Here is a 20,890-nt window from a genome sequence, read left to right as displayed (position 1 = left end):
GACACTATGAGTATTAAAAAAGTCGTTTTAGCCTATTCCGGCGGTCTGGACACTTCGGCTATCGTGCCCTGGTTAAAAGACAACTATAACTGCGAAGTGATCGCCTTTGTCGCCAACGTTGGCCAAGGCGATGAGGAACTGGCCGGTGTTGAGCAAAAAGCCATTAACTCCGGTGCCAGCAGTTGCCATATCGTTGATTTACGCGAAGAGCTGGTAAAAGAAGTGATCTACCCGACACTGAAAACCGGTGCCGTATACGAAGGCCAGTATCTGCTGGGTACTTCTATGGCACGGCCTGTTATTGCCCGTGCTCAGGTAAAATTGGCGCTGGAGCTGGGCGCCGATGCACTGTGCCATGGCTGTACCGGTAAAGGTAATGATCAGGTGCGCTTTGAGGGCGCTTTTGCTGCGCTGGCACCGCAGTTAGCAGTGATCGCACCATGGCGGGAGTGGCAATTTAACTCACGCCAGTCATTGCTGGATTACCTTGCAGAGAAAAAGGTACCAACCACGGCGTCTGCTACCAAAATTTACAGCCGTGATGCTAACTTATGGCATATCTCACATGAGGGCGGCGAGCTGGAAAACCCCTGGTGTGAACCGTCAGACCAGGTATGGATGTGGACCAAATCACCGGAGCAGGCACCGGATCATGCTGCCTATGTTGAGCTGAGCTTTGATAAAGGCGAGCTGAGCAAAATTAACGGCCATGCCGTTGCGCCGGTAGCAGCGATTGAATTGTTAAACGAAATCGGCTCTGAGCATGGTATTGGCAGGATTGATATCGTCGAGAACCGCTTAGTTGGTATGAAGTCCCGCGGCTGTTATGAAACACCGGGCGGCACCATTTTAATGGCGGCGTTAAAAGGCCTGGAAGCGCTGGTATATGACCGCACTTCACTGAAATACCGTGAAGAAGTCGGCCAGGAATTTGCCCAGCTGGTATATGACGGCCGTTGGTTTACGCCGTTAAAAGATGCCCTATTGGCGGCGGCAACTTCGCTGGCCGAACAGTTAACCGGTGATGTGGTAATTAAGCTGTATAAAGGTAATGTTACCGTGGCCAAGCGCCGCTCGCCTAACTCGCTGTACTCTGAAGCTTTTGCTACCTTTGAAGGCGATGAAGTGTACAACCAGAAAGATGCGGCCGGCTTTATTCGCTTGTACAGCCTGGCCAGCCGCATCCGTACGCTGCACCAGCAACAAAAGGGTTAATTATTATGGCTATGTGGGGCGGACGGTTTCAGGAAGCAACCCTGGCGGAGTTTCGCGATTTTAACGACTCGCTAAGCTTTGATTATCTGCTGGCGCAACAGGATATTCAGGCCTCGCGCGCCTGGGCGCAGCAATTGGCGCAGGCCGGTATTATCAGCAGCGACGAAGCGGCGCAGCTCGATGCCGGGCTGGCCGATTTAGCAGTGGCGATAGATGCCGACCCTAAGTTGCCGCTGCAAACCAGCGAAGAAGATATTCACAGCTGGGTTGAAGCGCAGCTAACCGCAAAGCTGGGGGCAGTGGCGAAAAAGCTGCACACTGGCCGCAGCCGCAATGATTTAGTAGCAACTGACTTGCGCTTGTGGAGCAAACTGAATGCACAAAGTGTGCGTCAGTCTTTACTTGGTGCCATAGCGGCCTTGCTGACCTTTGCAGAGCGTGCCGGTACGGCGGTAATGCCCGGTTTTACCCACTTACAGCGGGCTCAGCCGGTATTGGTAGCGCACTGGGCACTGGCCTATGTTGAGATGTTTAAACGCGATGTCAGCCGCTTAGACGATGCGCTGACGCGGATGGATGTGTGTCCGCTCGGTTGCGGTGCCTTAGCCGGCACCGGTGTCGCAGTTGATCGTGAGCAGCTGGCACAGCGGTTGGGTTTTAGCAGCGCTGCGCTAAACAGCCTGGATGCGGTATCAGACCGTGACTACGTGGTGGAGTTATCTGCCGCGGCCAGCATCTGTATGACGCATTTATCACGCTTATCCGAAGATGTTATTTTTTTCTGCTCCGGCGAAGCGGGCTTTTTCAAACTGGGCGATGCGATAAGCTCCGGCTCATCGTTAATGCCGCAAAAGAAAAACCCCGACGTGTTTGAGTTACTGCGCGGCAAAACCGGCCGTGTACTGGGCCATTTAGTGGCGATTTTACATGTACTAAAAGGCTTACCGTTGGCTTACAACAAAGATATGCAGGAAGACAAGCAGGGCTTTTTTGACCTGATGGCGACGTGGCAGCAATCTTTGCTGGTATTGGCCACGGTACTCCCGCACTTAAGTGTTAACGAGGCACAGTGCCGCCAGGCGGCAGAGCTGGGCTACAGCAACGCCACTGACTTAGCCGATTACTTAGTTAGTAAAGGTATGCCGTTTCGTGATGCACACGAGGTAGTCGGCGAGCTGGTATTGCATGCGGCTAAGCAGCAGCTGGCGCTGGAAGCCTTGCCTCTGAGCGAGTTACAGCAGTTTAGCAGATTGATTGGCGAGGATGTCTATCCGGCGCTGCAACTGGAAGCCGGTTTACAAAAACGTGCAGCCCTGGGCGGTACTGCACCGCAGCAAGTGCTCGCGGCCCTGGCACAGGCAAAGCAGTGGTTTGAATCAGCCTGACTCTTATCATATTGATAAGTATTAAAAAGCCCGCAATGCGGGCTTTTTAATTATCTGCAAGCAATACAGAAAGTCAGAACAACTCAACTTCCTCTTCGTCCTGCTTTTTATCCTGTGCTTTATCAAAACTGATTTGCTGAATATTGGCGGTAGCATACTGCTTAGGCTCTGTACCGGGTTTAAAGTATTCAAAAGCACTGGTGTAGTCGGTACGGTTGGTCAGCAGGCCGGTTTGTAAGTCGATACGTACAGATGATAAACCGACAGGCGCATTAGCTGGCTGCTCCGGATATTGCGGTAAAGCCGTTTCCATGTAAGTAAGCCAGGCGGGTAGTGCAGTACGGGCGCCGGATTCAGTACCTGCGCTTTGCTGCTGGCCCATATTGGCATGCCATAAAGCACGGCCCAGGCTGCGGTTAGCGTCGTCAAAACCCACCCACACTGTTACAGCCAGATCCGGGGTAAAACCAGAGAACCAGGTATCTTTAGAGTCATTGGTGGTACCGGTTTTTGCCGAAATATCGCGTCTTTTCAGGCGCTGCACGCGCCATGCAGTGCCATTCCAGCCTGTGCCATGTTGCCAGCTGCCACCACCCCAAACACTGCTTTTTAGCGCATCGGCAATAAGAAAGCTGTTTTGCTCAGAAATAACCTGCTCAGCCTGTTTTACTGACTGCTCTGCGATGTCTTGCTGGTTTAATGGCGTATCAAGTGACAAGGTATTAAATAACTGATCCATCTGGGCTTCAGCATCACCAGGCTGTTCGGCTGTCTGCTGTTCCGCAGGCGTTGTGTCGCAGCCCTGGCAGGCGGTGACAGGGTTGTGCTGATACAATAGCTCACCCTCTTCACTCAGTATTTTCTCAATAACGTAAGGCGTTACCAGATAGCCGCCATTAGCAAATACTGCATAGCCTGTTACCAGTTCCAACGGCGTTAATGAGGCTGAACCTAATGAAAGGGTTTCATTGCGCGGTAAATCACTGGGCGTAAAACCAAAGCGTTGCAGGTGGGTAATAATGTTATCTATACCCACTGCTCTGAGCAGACGAACTGACACTACGTTTTTTGACTTGGCCAGTGCTTCACGCACGCGGATTGGGCCGTCGTAAACTGCCGGAGAGTTTTTCGGCCGCCAGGCAATACCTGCATTGCTGTCCCACTGATGAATAGGAGCATCATTCATAATGGTTGCCAGCGTATGGCCATGCTCCAGCGCGGCAGAATAGATAAAGGGTTTTATGTTTGAACCCACCTGCCGTTTTGCCTGCGTAACACGATTAAACTGGCTTTGGCTAAAGCTGTAGCCACCAACCAGCGAGCGGATAGCACCATTATGCGGATCAATTGCTACTATGGCACTACTGGCCTGGGGTACCTGGCTGAGGCGCCATTGGTCGTTCTGCTGGCGCAGCAAAACGTGTTGTCCGGGCTTAACAATAGCAAAAGCCGTTTTTGGTGCGACGCCCTGACGTTCATCAGTTTGAAAAGTACGAGCCCACTTCAGGCCGTCCCATTGCAATGTGACTTCCTGACCACCGGCAATAATCGCATCGGCACTTTGTTCATGCACTGCTGTAATAATGGCTGAACGTAAGTCTTCAATGCTACTTTGTTTATCAAGGTAGGCAAGAATTTCTTCTGCGCTTAGCGGATCTTCCTGTTCAAACTTATGCTCTGCGTTTTCTGCTTCAACCAGAGTTGATTGCCATAGCTCTGCTACCGGCCCTCTGTAGCCATGGCGTTCGTCGTAGTCATACAGGTTTTGCTGCAATGCGTGTTTTGCTTCTGCCTGCTGCTTGCTCTGAATAGTGGTAAACACTTGTAAGCCTGCAGAGTAGGCAGTTTCTTCGCCAAAGCGATTGACCATGTCCTGACGCACCATTTCAGCAATATAAGGTGCAGAGGCGGTAATTTGGGCACCATGCAAGCGGCTGGTAACCGGAGCAGCAATGGCCAGATCGTAAGCGGCTTTGTCAATTACGCGTGTTTCCAGCATACGGCCAAGCACAACATTACGGCGTGCTCTGGCATTAGATGCCGAGCGCACAGGATTGAGCGCAGAGGGGGCTTTAGGTAAACCGGCAATAATAGCAATTTCATCGACAGTTAATTCGTGCACCGTTTTACCAAAATACACCTGAGCTGCAGCACCCACACCGAAAGACCGTTGACCCAGCTCTATCTTATTTAGATAAAGCTCGAGGATCTGATCTTTTGTTAGTAGTTGCTCTATATGAATCGCTAGAAAAATCTCTTTGATTTTACGAACTATCTTCTTTTCGCGGCTTAAAAAGAAGTTCCGCGCCAGCTGTTGGGTAATAGTGCTGGCACCCTGACTGAAATCGCCCGATGATGCCACTACCGTAACAGCACGGAAAATACCGATGATATCTATACCGGGGTGTTCATAAAACCTTGTATCCTCAACAGCTAAGAATGCCTCTATTAACAAAGGCGGCATTTCTTCCAATTTAAGTGGAATACGGCGTTTTTCACCAAATTGCGAAATCAGTTCTCCGTCTGCAGTAAATACCTGCATCGGCGTTTGTAGTCTTACATCCTGCAAGGTTGTGACGTCTGGAAGATCATCTTTAAGATAAAAGTAGATCCCAGCGATCGAAATGATGCCAAAGACGATCATTAGCAGGCTAAGAATTAAAAGTTTTTTAACCCAAGACACTGAATAGCCCCAATTTTTACTCCCAATTCCTTTACAACGCTGCTAGTATATATTTATTAGCATTAGATTAAACGCTTTTTCTTGCCAAAAATTAGCGACTAAGCTATCAATGAGACAATTATAATCATAACTATAAATTGGTCGCAGGGTGCTATGATAAATCGCCTGTTTAGTAAACAAACGCCCATGATGGTTGGGATTGACGTTGGTGCACACTCCGTCAAAGCTGTGTTACTTAGCCAGCATAATGGTGTTTACAAAGTGGAAGCCGTTGCAGTTGAGCCAATGGCGAAAGGTGCTATGTCTGATCGTGAGATACAGGACATAGAGGCCGTAGGCAATGTGCTTAGCAAGATCCGCAAAAAGATCCCCCGTTCAGTAAAATTTGCTGCCGCCGCCGTTTCCGGATCTACCGTGATCAGCAAAGTCATTTTCATGGATGTGTCCTTAACGGATGCTGAACTGGAAAGCCAGATTGAAGTAGAAGCAGACACGTTAATTCCTTACCCATTAAATGAAGTTAGCCTGGACTTTGAAAAGCTGGATGTGAACGAAGCTGATCCTTCCAAAGTTAATGTGCTGTTAAGTGCTGCCCGCACAGAAAGTATTGAGGCGCGTGTTGCTGCATTAGACAATAGCGGATTCACGGCAAAGGTGGTGGATATTGAAAGCTATGCTTTAAGCCGCGCTGCACAACTATGTTTGAAACAATTACCAGATGATGCGCATAAAAAAGTGGTTGCTATGGTGGACATAGGCGCCACCATGACCTTACTCAGCATTATGGAAAATGGCAAAACACTGTATACCCGTGATCAGGTATTTGGCGGCGATCAATACACCCGTAGTATTTTATCTTATTACAATAAAAGCTACGACGAAGCAGAACAAGCCAAAGTAAACAGCGATTTGCCACCAAATTACACCTTTGAAGTTTTGGCACCATTTCAGACTATGCTGCTACAACAGGTACGCCGCGGTATCCAGATGTACCTTACCAGCAGTGGTAAAGACACTGTGGATTACCTGGTGTTGTCTGGTGGCACTGCGCTTATAGAAGGTATTGATAAGCTGCTGATTGATGAGTTGGGCATTCATACCGTGGTGGCGAATCCTTTTAAAGCCATGGAAGTGGCCACGTCTGTTGACCGTGATCAGCTTAACCGTCATTCATCGCAGTTAATGGTTGCCAGCGGTCTGGCGTTAAGGAGTTTTTCATCATGGCATATATAAACCTGTTGCCGTGGCGGGAAGCGGCGCGTAAAGAGCAGCAGAAACAATACCTTACAGTGCTTACGGCAACAGCGGTAATGAGTTTTTTACTTATATTTCTGGTAAACATAACCTATAACGCCCGTATTGACGGACAAACTCAGCGCAACCGCTATCTGGAAAATGAAATTAAGGTGCTGGATCAACGCATAGCGGAGATCCGCACGCTAAATGACACGAAGAAAAATTTACAACAGCGTATGTCACTGATTGAACAGCTGCAAGGCAGCCGTAATCTGGGGACGCAAATTATGGACGCTATCGCCCAGTCAGTGCCTGCCGGGGTTTACCTAACTCAGCTGGATAAAAAAGGTACGGCTTTGCTGTTAATTGGTAAAAGCGAATCTAACAACCGTTTATCTAATTTATTACGCGAAGCAGAAGAGTCAGAATTGCTTTCCAGCCCATTGTTGGAATTTATCGAGGCTGGTAAAGATAATACCAGCTTATTAAGTAATTTTAAGATGCACCTCAAAGTTGAAGGTTACGAAGCGGTGCAGGGCTCTGACGCCCCTGCAACTCCGGTAAAAGGTGGTGCTAAATGAATCTGAATCTATCTGAGATTGATATCAATGATCTGGATTTTCAGAACATGGGTTCCTGGCCTGTTGCCGCAAAGATCATCTTTGCTGTAATACTTGCACTTTTAGTATCGGTATTAAGTTATTTCCTGCTGGTTGACAGCAAGATTGATGAGTTGGCTTTTGCACAAAAAAAGGAAGTTGAGTTACGCCAGCTTTACCGCAGCAAATATGCATTTGCAGTAAATCTGGATTTATATAAGCAGCAAATGGTTGAGATGGAGCAAACGTTTTCGTTTTTGCTAAAACAGTTGCCAACAACGCATGAAACACCAGGCCTGCTGGATGACATTACCTATGTTGGAACCACCAGTGGGTTAACTTTTATTCGTATTAACTGGGAACCGGAAATAGAAAAAGAATTTTATACTGAGTTGCCAATAAAAATAGAAGTAGTAGGTGACTACCACCAGTTTGGTAATTTCGTCAGTGAAGTCGCTAAATTGCCGCGTATTGTAAGTTTGCATGACTTTTCTATTCAAACCGAACCAAACGAAAGGCTACGTTTTAATGTAGTGGCAAAAACCTACCGCTATAAGGAGGTTCAGCCATGATAAGACCAATGTGTGTTGTTGGGTTGAGCTTACTACTAAGCGGTTGTTTTAATGATTTGAGCGGTGTGCAGCAGTACATTGCCGAAGTAAAATCCAGCACCAAAGCCCGTGTAGAACCGTTGCCAGAAGTTAAGGAGTTTGTTCATATTCCTTATCGCTCTCAGGACGTACGGAGCCCCTTTGCCGCACCAAGGCCAGAGGCGGTACAGGATAAGTTTCTGCAGGTGCAAGACTGTTTGCATCCAGACCCGAGGCGCAGGAAAGAACCATTAGAAAAATACGCGCTGGACAACTTAAAGATGCGTGGCACCTTGGGCGATACAGGTAATATCTGGGCGCTGATTGAGGCCTCTGACAAAACATTGCACCGGGTAACCCTGAGCAACCACGTAGGATTGTTTCACGGCAGGGTGATTAATGTGGAGCCTACTCATATAGAGTTGCTGGAATTGATCCCCGATGGCGCGGGTTGCTGGAAAGAACGGACGACCATGTTACAGATGACTGATCTGTCATCTGCGGCGAGTAATTGACAGGTATGCGAGTAAATCATGGATAAAATAATCAAAATAATGTCTGGCAGACTCCAGTGCACAGCTATGTGCTTTGCAGCCTTAATGTTACTGTCGTTGCCCGCAGCAGCTGTGCCCCTGTTATATGATGTCAGATACAACCCGTTGCTGACAGGTGAAACAGAAATTGAGTTTATTTTTGATGAAGAGTTGTACGCAGATCCGAGTATTCAGGTGTTCAATGAACCTGCTCGTATTGAATTATTTTTTGATAACTCAGATTACGAAGAAAAATTAAACGAAGTACTGATCGATAAAGCCGGGGTAAAACGTGTTACGTCTGAATTTGTCGGTGAAGGGTTTAAAACTGTTATCTATCTGGATTATCTGAAAATTTATCGTACCCGGGTCAGAGGTAATGTTTTTCATATTCATATTTCCGACAACCCTACTTCAGGTAATGTTGGTTCAGTGGCCGATGTCACCCCCACTTATATTAACCGGGTAAATGCAATTGATTTTCGCCGTGGTGATAAAGGCGAAGGCCACGTATTGGTGTTTTTACGCGATAACACCGCCGCTGTTGATGTAGCCGAGCGTTTAGGGAAACTGGAAGTTGAGTTTCATAACACCGATATTCTCGACGAGTTGTTGTATCAGTTGGATGTAGTTGATTTTGGTACTATTGTAAAAGGTATAGAAACCTTTAAAGAAGGCAGCTCTACCCGTCTGGTGGTAGATACTACTGCAGAGTTTACCTTTACCTATCAGCAAATCGATAACATTTTCACGTTGAATGTGGAGCGCGATACCACCAACCGCAGCATTCTTGGCGGCGGAAAAGAGTATAAAGGCCGGGCAATTTCATTGAATTTCCAGGATATCCCGGTGCGTACCGTACTACAGATTATTGCTGATTATAACGGCTTTAATCTGGTAACCAGTGACTCTGTAACCGGCAATATTACGTTGCGTTTAGATGGTACGCCCTGGGATCAGGCTCTGGATATTGTGCTTAGGGTCAAAGGTTTAGATAAGCGGATGGAAGGCAATATCCTGATGGTAGCGCCAACCGAGGAGTTGGCAGCGCGTGAAGCCAGAGAACTTGAGGCCAGACAAACAGTGGCCGATCTGGAGCCTTTGTACTCGGATTTCCTGACAATTAATTACGCCAAAGCGGCTGATTTAGCCGGGTTATTATCAAACAAAGATGCAACCATGCTGTCATCCCGCGGTTCTGTTAATGTGGATGAGCGTACCAATACCATCTTAATTAAAGATACCGCCCGTAATATTGAAAGCGTCCGTAAGTTAATAGAGCGGCTGGATATTCCGGTACGGCAGGTACTGATTGAATCGCGCATGGTAACCGTGCGTGACAGTGTTACTGATGAGCTGGGTATTCGCTGGGGCTTTAGCGACCAGCAAAGCAGTGGCAGCTCTAATCAGGGTACATCAGGCTCTGCAGGTGGCGCCAACAGTATTGCTAATGGTGTGATCCCTTCACTTGATGATCGCTGGAATGTGAACTTACCTGCCAGCAACCCGGCAGGTAGTATTGCTTTTCATATCGCCCGCCTGGCAGATGGCACCTTACTGGATCTTGAACTTTCAGCCCTTGAGCAAGAAAACAAAGGTGAAATTATCGCCAGCCCGCGTATTACTACGGCAAACCAGAAAGAAGCCAGGATAGAGCAGGGTGTTGAAATCCCCTATGTACAGGCTGCATCCAGCGGTGCTACCACCGTGGAGTTTAAGAAAGCGGTATTAAGTTTAACAGTAACGCCCCAGATCACCCCGGACAATAAAATCATCCTGGATCTGATTATTACCCAGAATACCCGTGGTGAAACGGTGCAAACCCCAACCGGGCCAGCAACAGCCATTGATACACAACAAATACAAACCCAGGTCTTGGTTGATAATGGTGAAACCATCGTTCTAGGTGGTATTTACCAGCAGCAAATTCTATCGACAGTTAATAAGGTGCCGTTATTTGGTGATATTCCTTATGTCGGCGTTTTGTTCAGATCAACCCGTGAAGTTAATGAAAAGAATGAGTTACTAATTTTCGTAACACCAAAAATCATTACTGACGGCCTGTGAGCTGACAACATAAGCACTGCTGTAGCTGCGCTGGCAGCGGTGCTGGAGGTTTGAGAATTAGCTTGCCAACAAAAGGCTATTCCTGACATAATTCAGCGCTTCAAATTTTCGTGGGAGCCTTTTGGTCCTTGAATTCAACTTTTCACTGAGTTAGCTGATTAGTAATACTACCTATGGCAGAAAAACGTAATATCTTCCTTGTTGGCCCAATGGGTGCAGGCAAAAGCACAATTGGACGTCACTTAGCAGACATGCTTCATCTTGAGTTCTACGATTCGGATCAGGAAATCGAGCGCCGCACCGGTGCAGATATTGCCTGGGTATTTGATCTGGAAGGTGAAGAGGGTTTCCGCGTACGTGAAGAAACTGTCATTCAGGATCTGACCGAACTACAGGGCATTGTGCTGGCTACTGGCGGTGGATCCGTACTGAGTAAAGAGACCCGTAACCGCTTGTCTGCGCGCGGTATTGTAGTGTATCTTGAGACACCAATTGAAAAGCAGGTTGCCCGTACTCAGCGTGATAAACGCAGGCCGTTGCTGCAAACTGAAGAAGCACCCAAAGAGGTTCTGGAGCGTCTGGCGGCTGAACGTAACCCGCTTTATGCAGAAATTGCTGACTTTACAGTGCGTACGGATGAGCAAAGCGCTCGTGCTGTAGCCAGTCAGATTATAGAACAACTGGGTTTCTAACCAACATCTACCGGGGAGCTGCTGATGCAGAAAGTTGAAGTCCAACTTGGCGAACGCAGCTACACCATCTCTATCGCTGATAATTTTCAAGGGCTAGAACCTGCGCTGGCGAACTGCCGTCAGGTTGTTATTATCTCTAACCCCACCGTGGCCCCACTTTATCTTCAGTCTGTGCAGCAATTGTTTACCGGCTGCACAACACTACATTTCTTACTGCCTGATGGTGAAGCCTATAAAACCTTAAGTTCGTTTGAACAGGTTATGGGTTTTTTGCTGGAACAGCGCATGTCCCGCGATGCACTACTGGTTGCACTGGGCGGTGGGGTAATTGGCGATCTTACTGGTTTTGTTGCTGCCTGTTATCAGCGCGGTGTGCCCTTTTTACAAATTCCCACTACGTTATTATCTCAGGTCGATTCTTCTGTGGGTGGTAAAACAGCCGTAAACCATCCGCTTGGCAAGAATATGATCGGTGCTTTTAAACAACCTGCTCAGGTACTGATTAATACTGCAGTGTTATCAACGTTGCCTACGCGGGAGTTTGCAGCCGGTATGGCAGAAGTGATTAAGTATGCCCTGATAGCTGACGCTGAGTTTTTCAGCTGGCTGGAACAGAAACAACAGCTTATTCAACAACAGCATGCTGCTACACTGGCCGAGATGATTCGCTACTGTTGCCAAATGAAAGCTGATATTGTCAGCCGCGATGAAACAGAGCAAGGCGAAAGAGCACTGCTTAATTTAGGCCATACTTTTGGCCATGCTATAGAAGCTTATCTGGGTTATGGCGAATGGCTGCATGGCGAGGCGGTGGCAGTAGGTATGGTAATGGCCGCTGAACTGGCTTTCAGTCGGGGCGATTTGCAAGCAGCAGACTTAACACGTATTAATGCATTATTGCTGGCATTTTCATTGCCGGTTAAACCTCCAGAAGGTATGCATATTGGCGATTTTATGCCTTACATGAAAACGGATAAAAAAGTTAAAAACGGCAGTATGCGTTTTGTGTTACCAACCGCGTTTGGCGCCACAGCTGTGGTAGATAACGTAACCGAAACGGAACTTTTCAGGGTATTTGCTGATGGAAACAACTGAACTGCAGGCAAAGTTAGCATCGTTTGACCACTTGCTGCCATCGCAGCGGGAATGGACAGAACGGTTGCTGTTCCAACTGGCGTTTAATGATGTTGATCATATTGAGGCTGTTGGTGCAGTGGGCAGCGGTAAGTCAACACTGGCATTGACACTGGCTGAGCTGTTTTCCGAGCAATATAACGTTGCTTTGCTCAATACCGCCGCAGGTGATGATCAGGTTGCAGGCCAGTTAATGCAGCAATGGTTTGGTTTGCCAGCCCAGGCTGGTGTCGCGTTGTCGGAACAAATAGCGGCCCAGGCCGGTACAATGCCGTTGCTGCTTATCATTGATAATACCGAGCAATTTAGCACTATTTTGCCACAGTTACAGAATTTATCCTGTTTGCTGTTTAGCTTTTCCGGCAAACCCTTATTAGACGACGGCTTAACGCTTACCATCAATCGGCCTACATCCGCCGATGCAGAATCCTTGCTGCTAGCAGAACAACTTAATCCACTGGAAATTACCACTCGTCTGGCTGATGCTGATGGCAACCTGCACTTGTTATTGCGTCCCGCGGCGCAAGCCAGGTCTGCTGCAATAATACCAGAATACACTAAGCCTGCTATGCCGCCGTTTAAAGCGGTATATATTGTGATAGCGGTAGTTTTGGTGGCTATGTTGCTTTATTTTTTCTGGCCTGAAAGCGAAACACCTGATACGCCAGTGCGTATACCGGTGCCGATACCAGCAGTTACGCCAGAGCCAGAAGACGTTATCGCAGAACAAGACACCGCTTTTGTAGAGCCTGTACCTGAACCAGAACTGATCCCGACAATTCCACCTGCTGCGCCAGAGCAAATCGTTACAGACGATAGTGCGATTGAAGCTGAAAATGCAACCGTGCCGGCAGAGCAAGCCGTATCAGAACCGGATGCGCCAGAGGTTGAGGAACCGCTTGTAGTAGAGTCTTTTAAGTATGATGAAACCGAACTGCTCGGCATGGACAAACAACAGGTAGCACTGCAGCTTGCCGTATTGTCCAGTGATGCGTCCTTACAGCGCTTTAATAAGGCTTATCCACAGCTGGGCAGCCTGGTTTATCAGCGTAACTGGCAGGGTAAAACACAACGGGTAATATTATTGGCACCGTTTAGTAATGCCGCTGCTGCTAATCAACAACTGGCACAGTTGCCTGAGGCACTGCGGACTGGCGGGCCTTTTGTTAAACGATTACAGGCCGTACAGACAGAAATTAACGCCTTGCGCCGCAACCAGCAAAGCGTGCCGGAATAACAACCTATGGTTAAAAGCAGGCAAAAAAGCCGGGCATTTCTTAAGTGGGCGGGTGGGAAATACAATCTGGTAGATGCAATACAACAGCATCTGCCAGACAGTGATACTCTGATAGAACCTTTCGTTGGCGCCGGCTCAGTATTCCTTAATACTGATTATCCAAGCTATAAACTGAACGATATTAACGCAGATCTAATTAACTTGTATCAACTGGTTAAAACTCAGCCCGATAGTTTTATAGCTGATGCAAAAACCTTGTTTACACAGCTCACTAACCAGCGTGAGGTTTATCTGCGGTTGCGCCAGCAATTCAACCTCAGTGACGATGCCTATGAGCGGGCGCTGTTATTTCTGTATCTGAACCGGCATGGCTACAATGGCCTGTGCCGTTACAATCTTTCAGGTAAGTTTAATGTGCCTTTTGGCAGTTATAAAAAGCCGTACTTTCCACAAGCCGAGTTGTATTTTTTCGCAGAGAAAGCGCAACGTGCTGAATTTAGCTGTGCCAGCTACCAGCAACTAATGCTGCAGGCGCCTGTTGGTGCAGTGGTTTATTGCTTATATCGAACTAAAAAAGAACTTTTCGCTTGGGTTGTTGATAATGCTTTGATCTTTGAATCCTTTTTAAGAAAAGTTTTATTTACCTTTACAAGAAAACGTCGATTTGTAAACCATGCTTATAAATGGCGTACTTATTAGAATTAGATGTGTAATACACGTCGTAATTATAGAAAAACACTGAGGCGATTTTGATGACCAAAGCTAACTCAAACAAATTAGCCTACATTGGAGCTAAGCCTGGCACTTCTGAGGAAAAGAAAAGAGATTCTGACGCTTGGTTTACTCCACCTGAGTATATAGATTCAGTTCGAACTGTCTTAGGTGGAATCGATCTAGACCCTTTTTCGTCAGAAAGAGCAAATGAAATCGTACGGGCGACAAAGATATTCACTATAGATAACAGTGCTTTCGACAACGATTGGAACGTTGGTGACAAGGTTAAAGTTTTTATGAACCCTCCCTATTCAGCAGGGCTGTGTGGGCGCTCTGTAAATCGATTTATTGATCAATATGACGCTCATAAATTTGTAGAAGGTATTGTACTGGCAAATAATGCTACTGATACCAGGTGGTTTAGTGCACTTGTGAATCATTGTAGTGCTATTTGTTTTACGAATCATAGAATAAGCTTCTGGAATGCTGATAGAAAAAATATATCAGGAAATACTCGAGGTCAGGCGTTCTTCTATTTTGGAAAAAATAGTATGAAATTTAAGAAGACCTTTGAGAAACACGGGTTTGTGATGTTTCCTGCTAAATAGTCTTAAATGCCTTGTAATAAGTTTAGAAGGTTGATTAGTGTAAAGGTGTATCAATACTTACTAAACTCAAAAGAAAAAAGCCTCTAGGTTGAAGTTATCCAAGAGGCTATGGTTATAAAGTGGTATAGGTAAAGCAATCTCTTCGCAAAGAGATTGTGCATTGCAAGCGCGTAAATATCTGGCTGGGCTCGTATTGCTTTTTCTATCAACGCGACCTATTTAATTTTTCAGCAAATGCTAAAGGCCATTTTCTGAGAGTTGAAGCTCGTCTTACAATCGTAGACTCACTTAGACCTGTAGAATATTCTCTCAGAAAGCTTTCTGCTGAATATGGGTCTAGCTCTAATATAGATCTTACACCTGCGTACTTTAACCAAGCCCATCCGCACTCTGATGTTTCAAATCTATCAAGTAATATTTGGTAGATTTCAATTTCATTTTCTAACTCTGATAACCTCCACCCTATCGGAGTCAGAGTACCTCTGTTACTTAGACCAAGCATGTCAGAAGCTGCTTTATAATAATCTATCTGTCGAGGGGTAATGTCTTCTGTTTCTGATGTAAATGGTTTACCCGTAGACTTATTTTTTACATATGTAATTATTCGGTCAATTTCATTCGCTTGAGGTATTAGATCACTTGAGATTATATGTTGGTTATATTCATTTAAAGCGTTGATTGTTTTTTCAACTAACTTGTAATTTAAACTCTCTATAAGAGCACCAGAATTTGTTCTTATTTCAAATTTCAGATTAAACTCTATCAGATTTAAAAGCAGCTCTTCTAATACAGATAAATCTACATTCAGCTCTTTTAATTTATATAAAGAACCATCTGCACATTTAACTGCGTCAAACACCTTTTTCACACCTTCATATACATCGTTATTGTGAGATGATCGAAATTGCATTTTATACGAACCAGTAGTAGCAACATCTGGAAAAGCTGAAACGTCTTCGGTTATATTTTGCACAGTTTGGAGGATGTTATTGTGTAATCTCTTCCAAGCTCCAAATATAAACTCAATAGGTTCCCACTCAATTAGTTTTTTGCTCCCAGGCCTACTTATTCTAATTTCGTGTGAGTTCGAGTGTAGTGCAAACGAATCGTGCTTGCGCTGCTCAATATCAAATATCCCTTCCCCGATAACCTTGACTGCAAATCCAGGCGGTGGCAATGCGTCTTGATCGACTGTAGAAGGAGAAATCCGATTAAAGGAAGCTTTCACTGTTTCACAGTGTCCAGTTCTGATTTCGTATAACTCTTTATGGCAAAAAACATCACGAAGTTGCACATAACCGCGTTCCAGTCTTTCTATTTCTTCGTCATTTACGGGAGCGTAATACCAAGAGTCACAACTTTCATCTTCATCAAACCAAATGACGACACAAGAGCCGAGATTTCTAGTGCTAACTAAGAATGTCCTTGGGATATCGTATTGGTGATAAATCTTCAAAAGCTTTACGGTGCCTAATTCTTGAAGCTTGGGTATGAAATTCATAATTCACAACTCAAAACTTCGAAGTTTTTTTCGATACCGCAATTTTCTTTTAACCAAGCTTCAAAGTGGGAATCATGTCTTTCATCAGAAATTACACCATATTCTGAACTCAACTTCCCTTTAGCTATTTTTTTTCCTCGAAGATTTTTATACAAATCTCTAGCTAATTTTATGGATTCGTATTTTCTGTACATAGATGTCCCAAAAAAATTAGGAGGCGGATTGGCAGGCACTTTTTTTTGAAACGGTTCTCTGTAGTAACCACAGAAATCCTGTTGTTTAGGAGGATTATTTACCACAACCCTATAAGCTATTCCGTCTGCTGCTTGGGCGTTTTGGGGAGGAACTCCCTGTGGGAAATCTTTGGGATATGCCAATACCGTTAAAATCATGCGACGTCCTTATTCTTTGATTAACCTATCTTTAGTCACTTGACAGGCTTCTACACACAAATCGTTTCCAACAAATTGTCGTTTTAAGTTTAGAGCTGCTTTTCCGGTTGAACCAGACCCCATAAAAGGGTCAAATATACATTCTCCGGCCATGCTACTTTGATTTATCAGTATTTCCAATAGTTTCACAGGTTTTTCTGTGGGGTATCCTCGGAATACTCTGGGCACCTGTAAAACATCTGGAGTTGAAAAATTATTAAGTTTCCTCTTTCCCTTTTCAAAAAACAAAATGAATTCGTACCTAGCTCTGTAATGGTACCCCATACCTATTTTCATTTTGTCCCATACGATAGGTTTCCAAAATTTGAATCCTACGCTTTCAGCTATCGGTTTCACATAGAATGCTGTTTCTTGATCACAGAAAAGATAGAAATGACTATTCTTTTTGAGAACTCGATATACCTCTATCAGCAAAGACTCGAAACGCTCGTTCGGAAATATTTCGAACCACTTGTTGCTGGAGGCTTTACTGTTTTTTAAGCGTGTAGTTGTCCCTATTTTTCTGTGTTTTTCTAGTGACTCATATGGTGGGTCTGTAATCATGAGATCAACAGAATTGTCATTCAGTGTCTTTAACCAAGATATTGCATCCATGTTATACAAGTTAAAAGGTAAAGACTCGTTGCCTGTCTCTAAAGTATCGAACATTCCATAGTTAACTGATTCTTCGGGCATTTAACTTTCTCACTATATGTATATTTAAACAGTATACATTTGCAAGCGCCATAATTCATGTAATGCCGAAAACAATTTTCCAACTACATACTTCTCTAATTAATTTGGGGGGACAGCTCGCTCTTTTTAACTAACCCTTTCTCTGCAACTTCACTCGATTAGCCAAAATGGTGCAACGCGCGGTAAGGTAGCTGAACTATTTGCGGTGTATCAACCTAAGAGAGTACCCAGGACACTACAAGTAGCAGTGTTACCACAAAAAGCAGGGTAACAATAACACCGACAACAATATAAGGTAGCGGGCTGCTTGCGCTGAAGTCTTGTTGGCGTTGCTGCTCTGACTGAACGCCGACCAAAGCACCTAACACAGCTTTAATGACTTGCGATAGAGAGGGTTTTTGGTTTGTCAAGACTTTTGTACCGGAGCAAACCGGCTTAGGAGTTCAAGTAAATCAACGAAATGAAACTGGGTTGAGCGACTTTTGCCGGTAAACCAGCTCAGCCAGTTTTGTTGATCAACCTCGGTACACGGCATAGCTGACTGCATCAGTTGCTGGCAGTGGTGATTGGCAACCCAGTCAGGTAAGGCAAGGCTCAGAGCTCCGGCAATAATGCCAGCTGAAATTACAGCCGCTTTTAACGGGGTGGTGAATTTCATGTTAATTCCATTTGCTCTTGTAAACAGTTCAGATAATAAAGCATCTGGCTTTTTGATTCAAGCTGATTATTTCTTCACCATTTTATTATCGGCCGAACAATATGATTCAAATGAGGTAGCTACCGGCGCAACTACACCGGCAGCTTAATCGTAGCGTTAAAAGCTTTTTGAAATAGAAAATATCACCCGGCTATCCGCCAGATATGAACCATCAACATCAGTGTCAACGTACGCCAGGCTTAGCCCCGCGCCCAGAACTTCAGTGCTGACACCCACGCTCCAGTCCAGATAGCTGGCACTGCTATCATCATATTCGTTCTGGCCGACATGTAAGTCTAAACTGAAACTTTCAGTTAAGGCATAACTGTAATTAGCGTACACATAATAGAAGTTACCACTGTTAGCATAGTAATCATCACTGTATGCCAGGCCAAAGGTTAAATCTTTGTATGATAAGGAGCCATAAATCTCCCAGAAATTGGAACCATCGATTTCTGCGTTCGGATAGCCGTAGCGCATAATACCAACGTCGGTGGACCAGTCATCATTGATGGCACCACTCCAACCCAACATCACATCCAGTTCTAAGGTACCTTCGGCCAGAAAATCAACGTTTGAACCCCAAACTGAAACATAAAATCCGGACTCGTCAGTGAGTGATAGTCCACCCTGCAAGGCTGGTGCTTCTTCAGTTTGTGACACACCACGAAACGCATAGTCTGAAGCGAAAGTGATATCTCCGCTCAGTTCTACTGCGCTGGCACTAAAACTGCTGGCCGATAATCCCAGTAAAATCATGCTAGTTGCTAACGTCGTCATTTTTGTTGCTGTTTTCATTTTATTCGCCCTTTTCTCTGTTCCCTCGATTTGGGGTTCCAAGATATATGCCATGTAGTTTTATTGTTTTAATTCATGTGGATAAGTTAGTCTGGTTTTAACTTATGTAACAGCTTGTGCTAAATTGGTGCGCCGTTGCTCGTTTTTTGGGCGCTAATGCACTGCGGCATAACCGTGCATTTTTATGCCAAATTCAGTAAAGTTCGCACACTGTGCTTAAACGGAAATCTGCTATGCAACCCTATTTGATTGCGCCTTCTATTTTGTCTGCTGATTTTGCCCGCCTCGGAGATGATGTGGCGGCGGTATTAAAGGCTGGTGCCGATGTGGTGCACTTTGATGTGATGGACAATCATTATGTGCCAAACCTGACCATGGGGCCTATGGTGTGTCAGGCGCTGAGAAATTACGGCATTACTGCACCGATAGATGTGCATTTAATGGTAGAACCGGTTGATGCGCTGGTGCCGCAATTTGCACAAGCGGGTGCCAGCATTATTACTTTTCACCCTGAGGCATCGCGGCATATTGACCGTACTCTGCAGTTAATTAAAAGCCATGGCTGTCAGGCCGGATTAGTATTTAACCCGGCTACGCCACTGAGTTACCTGGATTATGTATTGGACAAAGTCGACGTTATTTTGCTGATGTCGGTTAACCCGGGCTTTGGCGGGCAAAAGTTTATTCCGGCCACGCTGGAGAAACTGGCGGCAACACGCAATATTATCGATGCCAGCGGCTTGCCCATCCGGCTGGAAATTGATGGTGGGGTAAACCTGGATAACATTGCTGACATCGCTGCAGCCGGCGCTGATATGTTTGTTGCCGGTTCGGCCATTTTTAATGCCGCGGATTATGCCGAAGTGATTACTAAGATGCGCCAGCAATTGGCAAAAGTGCCGCGTTAAGCGGCTTTTTTACTGTTGCAACGCGCTGATATGGTTATAATGCTGCTCTTCAAACCGGTCTGCACCGGCCTATCAATAACAATACAGCCTTTAAAGTGGATACAACTATGAGCAATAAGCCAATTGTGCTAAGTGGTGCACAGCCATCCGGACAACTTACCATCGGTAATTATCTGGGGGCGCTGCGCCAATGGGACAAAATGCAGGATGACTATGATTGCTTGTACTGTATTGTTGACTTGCATGCTATTACTGTACGGCAAGAGCCGGCAGCTCTGCGTAATGCCTCGCTCGACAGCCTGGCGTTGTATCTGGCCTGTGGTATCGATCCAAAGCGTTCTGCTGTGTTTCTGCAGTCGCACGTGCCGGAGCACAGCCAACTGGCCTGGGTGCTGAACTGCTACACCCAGTTTGGTGAGCTTAGCCGGATGACGCAGTTTAAAGATAAATCTGAGCGCCATACGCACAACGTTAATGCCGGTTTATTTACTTACCCGGTACTGATGGCCGCCGATATTTTATTGTATCAAGCGAATCAAATTCCGGTGGGGCATGATCAAAAGCAGCATTTAGAATTAGCCCGTGATGTAGCAACACGCTTTAACGCAGTGCATGGCGACATTTTTACTGTACCGGAGCCTTTTATTCCGCCGGTAGCGGCTCGGGTCATGAGTTTGCAAGACCCCACGAAGAAGATGTCTAAATCGGATGAAAATCCGTGGAACTTCGTCGGTTTGCTTGAAGATCCGAAAATGATCAGTAAGAAATTTAAAAAGGCGATGACGGATTCAGAAGATCCGCCACGGGTACGTTTTGATCTGGACGCTAAACCGGGCGTAGCCAACTTATTAAGCATACTAAGCGGTGTTACCGGCAGAACCATCGCCGCGTTGGAAGCCGAATACGAAGGTAAAATGTACGGCCATTTAAAAGGCGATGTTGCCGATGCTGTCATTGCTTTGCTGGAGCCGGTACAGAAAACCTTTACCGAGTTACGTGCCGATCAAACTACCTTAACCACAGTAATGCGTGCCGGGGCAGAAAAAGCCCGTTCGCGAGCCGCAGCGACACTGGCAAAAGTGAATGATGCTGTGGGTTTTGTGCTGCCATAATCTTGCTAAGTTGGCTTAGATTATGGGTTTTTCTGCATTAATAAGATAGGATAT

General features: G+C 45.8%; 22 protein-coding genes. 15 read left to right on the top strand and 7 right to left on the bottom strand.

The window, feature by feature from the left end; translation table 11 throughout:
• The first annotated feature begins 6 nt into the window (after nt 1–6).
• Both AR688_RS10200 and argH read left to right on the top strand, forming a co-directional pair.
• Complete coding sequence (locus tag AR688_RS10200; RefSeq protein WP_068232887.1) at nt 7–1,215, top strand: argininosuccinate synthase; 1,209 nt, start codon at nt 7–9, stop codon at nt 1,213–1,215.
• Between the two features lie 5 nt (nt 1,216–1,220).
• Nucleotides 1,221–2,600, top strand: coding sequence for an argininosuccinate lyase (gene argH / locus AR688_RS10195; RefSeq protein WP_068232884.1), 1,380 nt, complete (start codon nt 1,221–1,223; stop codon nt 2,598–2,600).
• A gap of 73 nt (nt 2,601–2,673) precedes the next feature.
• Here the strand turns inward: argH and AR688_RS10190 are convergent, their stop codons facing one another.
• Complete coding sequence (locus AR688_RS10190; RefSeq protein ID WP_068232881.1) at nt 2,674–5,283, bottom strand: penicillin-binding protein 1A; 2,610 nt, start codon at nt 5,281–5,283, stop codon at nt 2,674–2,676.
• A 153-nt stretch (nt 5,284–5,436) separates the two neighbouring features.
• On the opposite strand from AR688_RS10190, the gene AR688_RS10185 reads away from it, so the two are divergent.
• From AR688_RS10185 to AR688_RS10140, 10 genes are all read left to right on the top strand, one after another.
• Nucleotides 5,437–6,516 (top strand): pilus assembly protein PilM, encoded by a 1,080-nt coding sequence (locus AR688_RS10185; RefSeq protein ID WP_068232878.1) that lies wholly within the window; start codon nt 5,437–5,439, stop codon nt 6,514–6,516.
• A complete protein-coding gene (locus tag AR688_RS10180) occupies nt 6,504–7,100 on the top strand; it encodes a PilN domain-containing protein (RefSeq protein WP_068232876.1) in 597 nt (198 codons plus the stop codon). Before AR688_RS10185 ends, AR688_RS10180 begins: the two co-directional genes overlap by 13 nt.
• Complete coding sequence (locus AR688_RS10175; RefSeq protein WP_068232873.1) at nt 7,097–7,690, top strand: type 4a pilus biogenesis protein PilO; 594 nt, start codon at nt 7,097–7,099, stop codon at nt 7,688–7,690. Before AR688_RS10180 ends, AR688_RS10175 begins: the two co-directional genes overlap by 4 nt.
• Nucleotides 7,687–8,223, top strand: coding sequence for a pilus assembly protein PilP (locus AR688_RS10170; RefSeq protein ID WP_068232870.1), 537 nt, complete (start codon nt 7,687–7,689; stop codon nt 8,221–8,223). The genes AR688_RS10175 and AR688_RS10170 overlap by 4 nt, the downstream gene beginning before the upstream one ends.
• A 111-nt stretch (nt 8,224–8,334) precedes the next feature.
• On the top strand, nt 8,335–10,308 hold the full coding sequence (locus AR688_RS10165; RefSeq protein WP_231732032.1) for a type IV pilus secretin PilQ: 1,974 nt from the start codon (nt 8,335–8,337) through the stop codon (nt 10,306–10,308).
• A 173-nt stretch (nt 10,309–10,481) separates the two neighbouring features.
• The gene (gene aroK, locus AR688_RS10160; RefSeq protein ID WP_068232868.1) at nt 10,482–11,000 is read left to right on the top strand and encodes a shikimate kinase AroK; all 519 of its coding nucleotides are present in this window, start codon (nt 10,482–10,484) and stop codon (nt 10,998–11,000) included.
• Nucleotides 11,001–11,024: 24 nt separating this feature from the next.
• Nucleotides 11,025–12,095 (top strand): 3-dehydroquinate synthase, encoded by a 1,071-nt coding sequence (gene aroB / locus AR688_RS10155; protein WP_068232864.1) that lies wholly within the window; start codon nt 11,025–11,027, stop codon nt 12,093–12,095.
• Nucleotides 12,082–13,371: an SPOR domain-containing protein gene (locus tag AR688_RS10150; RefSeq protein ID WP_068232863.1), complete on the top strand. Its 1,290-nt coding sequence runs from the start codon at nt 12,082–12,084 to the stop codon at nt 13,369–13,371. Before aroB ends, AR688_RS10150 begins: the two co-directional genes overlap by 14 nt.
• 6 nt (nt 13,372–13,377) lie before the next feature.
• Complete coding sequence (locus AR688_RS10145; protein WP_082694737.1) at nt 13,378–14,070, top strand: Dam family site-specific DNA-(adenine-N6)-methyltransferase; 693 nt, start codon at nt 13,378–13,380, stop codon at nt 14,068–14,070.
• 53 nt (nt 14,071–14,123) lie between these two features.
• Nucleotides 14,124–14,693, top strand: coding sequence for a DNA N-6-adenine-methyltransferase (locus tag AR688_RS10140; protein ID WP_068232861.1), 570 nt, complete (start codon nt 14,124–14,126; stop codon nt 14,691–14,693).
• A 205-nt stretch (nt 14,694–14,898) separates the two neighbouring features.
• On the opposite strand, the gene AR688_RS10135 is transcribed toward AR688_RS10140, so the two are convergent.
• From AR688_RS10135 to AR688_RS10115, 5 genes are all read right to left on the bottom strand, one after another.
• Nucleotides 14,899–16,194, bottom strand: coding sequence for a DUF6575 domain-containing protein (locus tag AR688_RS10135; RefSeq protein WP_068232858.1), 1,296 nt, complete (start codon nt 16,192–16,194; stop codon nt 14,899–14,901).
• Entirely contained in the window at nt 16,191–16,586 is a 396-nt protein-coding gene (locus AR688_RS10130; RefSeq protein ID WP_068232854.1) for a hypothetical protein, read from the bottom strand. The genes AR688_RS10135 and AR688_RS10130 overlap by 4 nt, the downstream gene beginning before the upstream one ends.
• A gap of 9 nt (nt 16,587–16,595) precedes the next feature.
• Nucleotides 16,596–17,321: a DNA-methyltransferase gene (locus tag AR688_RS10125; protein ID WP_231732031.1), complete on the bottom strand. Its 726-nt coding sequence runs from the start codon at nt 17,319–17,321 to the stop codon at nt 16,596–16,598.
• A 215-nt stretch (nt 17,322–17,536) separates the two neighbouring features.
• Nucleotides 17,537–17,689, bottom strand: coding sequence for a DUF2970 domain-containing protein (locus AR688_RS20715; protein WP_442966002.1), 153 nt, complete (start codon nt 17,687–17,689; stop codon nt 17,537–17,539).
• Nucleotides 17,690–17,727: 38 nt separating this feature from the next.
• Nucleotides 17,728–17,979, bottom strand: a complete 252-nt coding sequence (locus AR688_RS10115) for a hypothetical protein (RefSeq protein WP_068232848.1) — start codon at nt 17,977–17,979, stop codon at nt 17,728–17,730.
• Between AR688_RS10115 and AR688_RS20190 the strand changes: the two genes are divergently transcribed.
• The gene (locus tag AR688_RS20190; RefSeq protein WP_156420276.1) at nt 17,978–18,127 is read left to right on the top strand and encodes a hypothetical protein; all 150 of its coding nucleotides are present in this window, start codon (nt 17,978–17,980) and stop codon (nt 18,125–18,127) included. The genes AR688_RS10115 and AR688_RS20190 overlap by 2 nt on opposite strands.
• A gap of 8 nt (nt 18,128–18,135) precedes the next feature.
• Here AR688_RS20190 and AR688_RS10110 read toward each other — a convergent pair whose 3' ends face one another.
• A complete protein-coding gene (locus AR688_RS10110) occupies nt 18,136–18,816 on the bottom strand; it encodes a TorF family putative porin (protein ID WP_068232846.1) in 681 nt (226 codons plus the stop codon).
• 233 nt (nt 18,817–19,049) lie between these two features.
• Between AR688_RS10110 and rpe the strand changes: the two genes are divergently transcribed.
• Both rpe and trpS read left to right on the top strand, forming a co-directional pair.
• Nucleotides 19,050–19,724: a ribulose-phosphate 3-epimerase gene (gene rpe, locus AR688_RS10105; RefSeq protein WP_068232843.1), complete on the top strand. Its 675-nt coding sequence runs from the start codon at nt 19,050–19,052 to the stop codon at nt 19,722–19,724.
• Between the two features lie 107 nt (nt 19,725–19,831).
• Nucleotides 19,832–20,836: a tryptophan--tRNA ligase gene (gene trpS / locus AR688_RS10100; protein WP_068232840.1), complete on the top strand. Its 1,005-nt coding sequence runs from the start codon at nt 19,832–19,834 to the stop codon at nt 20,834–20,836.
• Nucleotides 20,837–20,890 lie beyond the last annotated feature (54 nt).

This window comes from Rheinheimera sp. EpRS3, from assembly GCF_001513785.1.
Classification (GTDB): Bacteria; Pseudomonadota; Gammaproteobacteria; order Enterobacterales; family Alteromonadaceae; genus Alishewanella.
Note: the sequence above shows the minus strand (reverse complement) of the source record. Positions and strands in the feature narration are given on the sequence as shown.

Excerpts from the sequence above, each read along its gene's own strand:
- AR688_RS10200 (WP_068232887.1), top strand. The coding sequence starts at position 7 with ATGAGTATTAAAAAAGTCGTTTTAGCCTATTCCGGCGGTCTGGACACT.
- argH (WP_068232884.1), top strand. The coding sequence starts at position 1,221 with ATGGCTATGTGGGGCGGACGGTTTCAGGAAGCAACCCTGGCGGAGTTT.
- AR688_RS10185 (WP_068232878.1), top strand. The coding sequence starts at position 5,437 with ATGATAAATCGCCTGTTTAGTAAACAAACGCCCATGATGGTTGGGATT.
- AR688_RS10180 (WP_068232876.1), top strand. The coding sequence starts at position 6,504 with ATGGCATATATAAACCTGTTGCCGTGGCGGGAAGCGGCGCGTAAAGAG.
- AR688_RS10175 (WP_068232873.1), top strand. The coding sequence starts at position 7,097 with ATGAATCTGAATCTATCTGAGATTGATATCAATGATCTGGATTTTCAG.
- AR688_RS10170 (WP_068232870.1), top strand. The coding sequence starts at position 7,687 with ATGATAAGACCAATGTGTGTTGTTGGGTTGAGCTTACTACTAAGCGGT.
- aroK (WP_068232868.1), top strand. The coding sequence starts at position 10,482 with ATGGCAGAAAAACGTAATATCTTCCTTGTTGGCCCAATGGGTGCAGGC.
- aroB (WP_068232864.1), top strand. The coding sequence starts at position 11,025 with ATGCAGAAAGTTGAAGTCCAACTTGGCGAACGCAGCTACACCATCTCT.
- AR688_RS10150 (WP_068232863.1), top strand. The coding sequence starts at position 12,082 with ATGGAAACAACTGAACTGCAGGCAAAGTTAGCATCGTTTGACCACTTG.
- AR688_RS10145 (WP_082694737.1), top strand. The coding sequence starts at position 13,378 with ATGGTTAAAAGCAGGCAAAAAAGCCGGGCATTTCTTAAGTGGGCGGGT.
- AR688_RS10140 (WP_068232861.1), top strand. The coding sequence starts at position 14,124 with ATGACCAAAGCTAACTCAAACAAATTAGCCTACATTGGAGCTAAGCCT.
- AR688_RS10135 (WP_068232858.1), bottom strand. The coding sequence starts at position 16,194 with ATGAATTTCATACCCAAGCTTCAAGAATTAGGCACCGTAAAGCTTTTG.
- AR688_RS10130 (WP_068232854.1), bottom strand. The coding sequence starts at position 16,586 with ATGATTTTAACGGTATTGGCATATCCCAAAGATTTCCCACAGGGAGTT.
- AR688_RS10125 (WP_231732031.1), bottom strand. The coding sequence starts at position 17,321 with ATGCCCGAAGAATCAGTTAACTATGGAATGTTCGATACTTTAGAGACA.
- AR688_RS20190 (WP_156420276.1), top strand. The coding sequence starts at position 17,978 with ATGTTAATTCCATTTGCTCTTGTAAACAGTTCAGATAATAAAGCATCT.
- AR688_RS10115 (WP_068232848.1), bottom strand. The coding sequence starts at position 17,979 with ATGAAATTCACCACCCCGTTAAAAGCGGCTGTAATTTCAGCTGGCATT.
- AR688_RS10110 (WP_068232846.1), bottom strand. The coding sequence starts at position 18,816 with ATGAAAACAGCAACAAAAATGACGACGTTAGCAACTAGCATGATTTTA.
- rpe (WP_068232843.1), top strand. The coding sequence starts at position 19,050 with ATGCAACCCTATTTGATTGCGCCTTCTATTTTGTCTGCTGATTTTGCC.
- trpS (WP_068232840.1), top strand. The coding sequence starts at position 19,832 with ATGAGCAATAAGCCAATTGTGCTAAGTGGTGCACAGCCATCCGGACAA.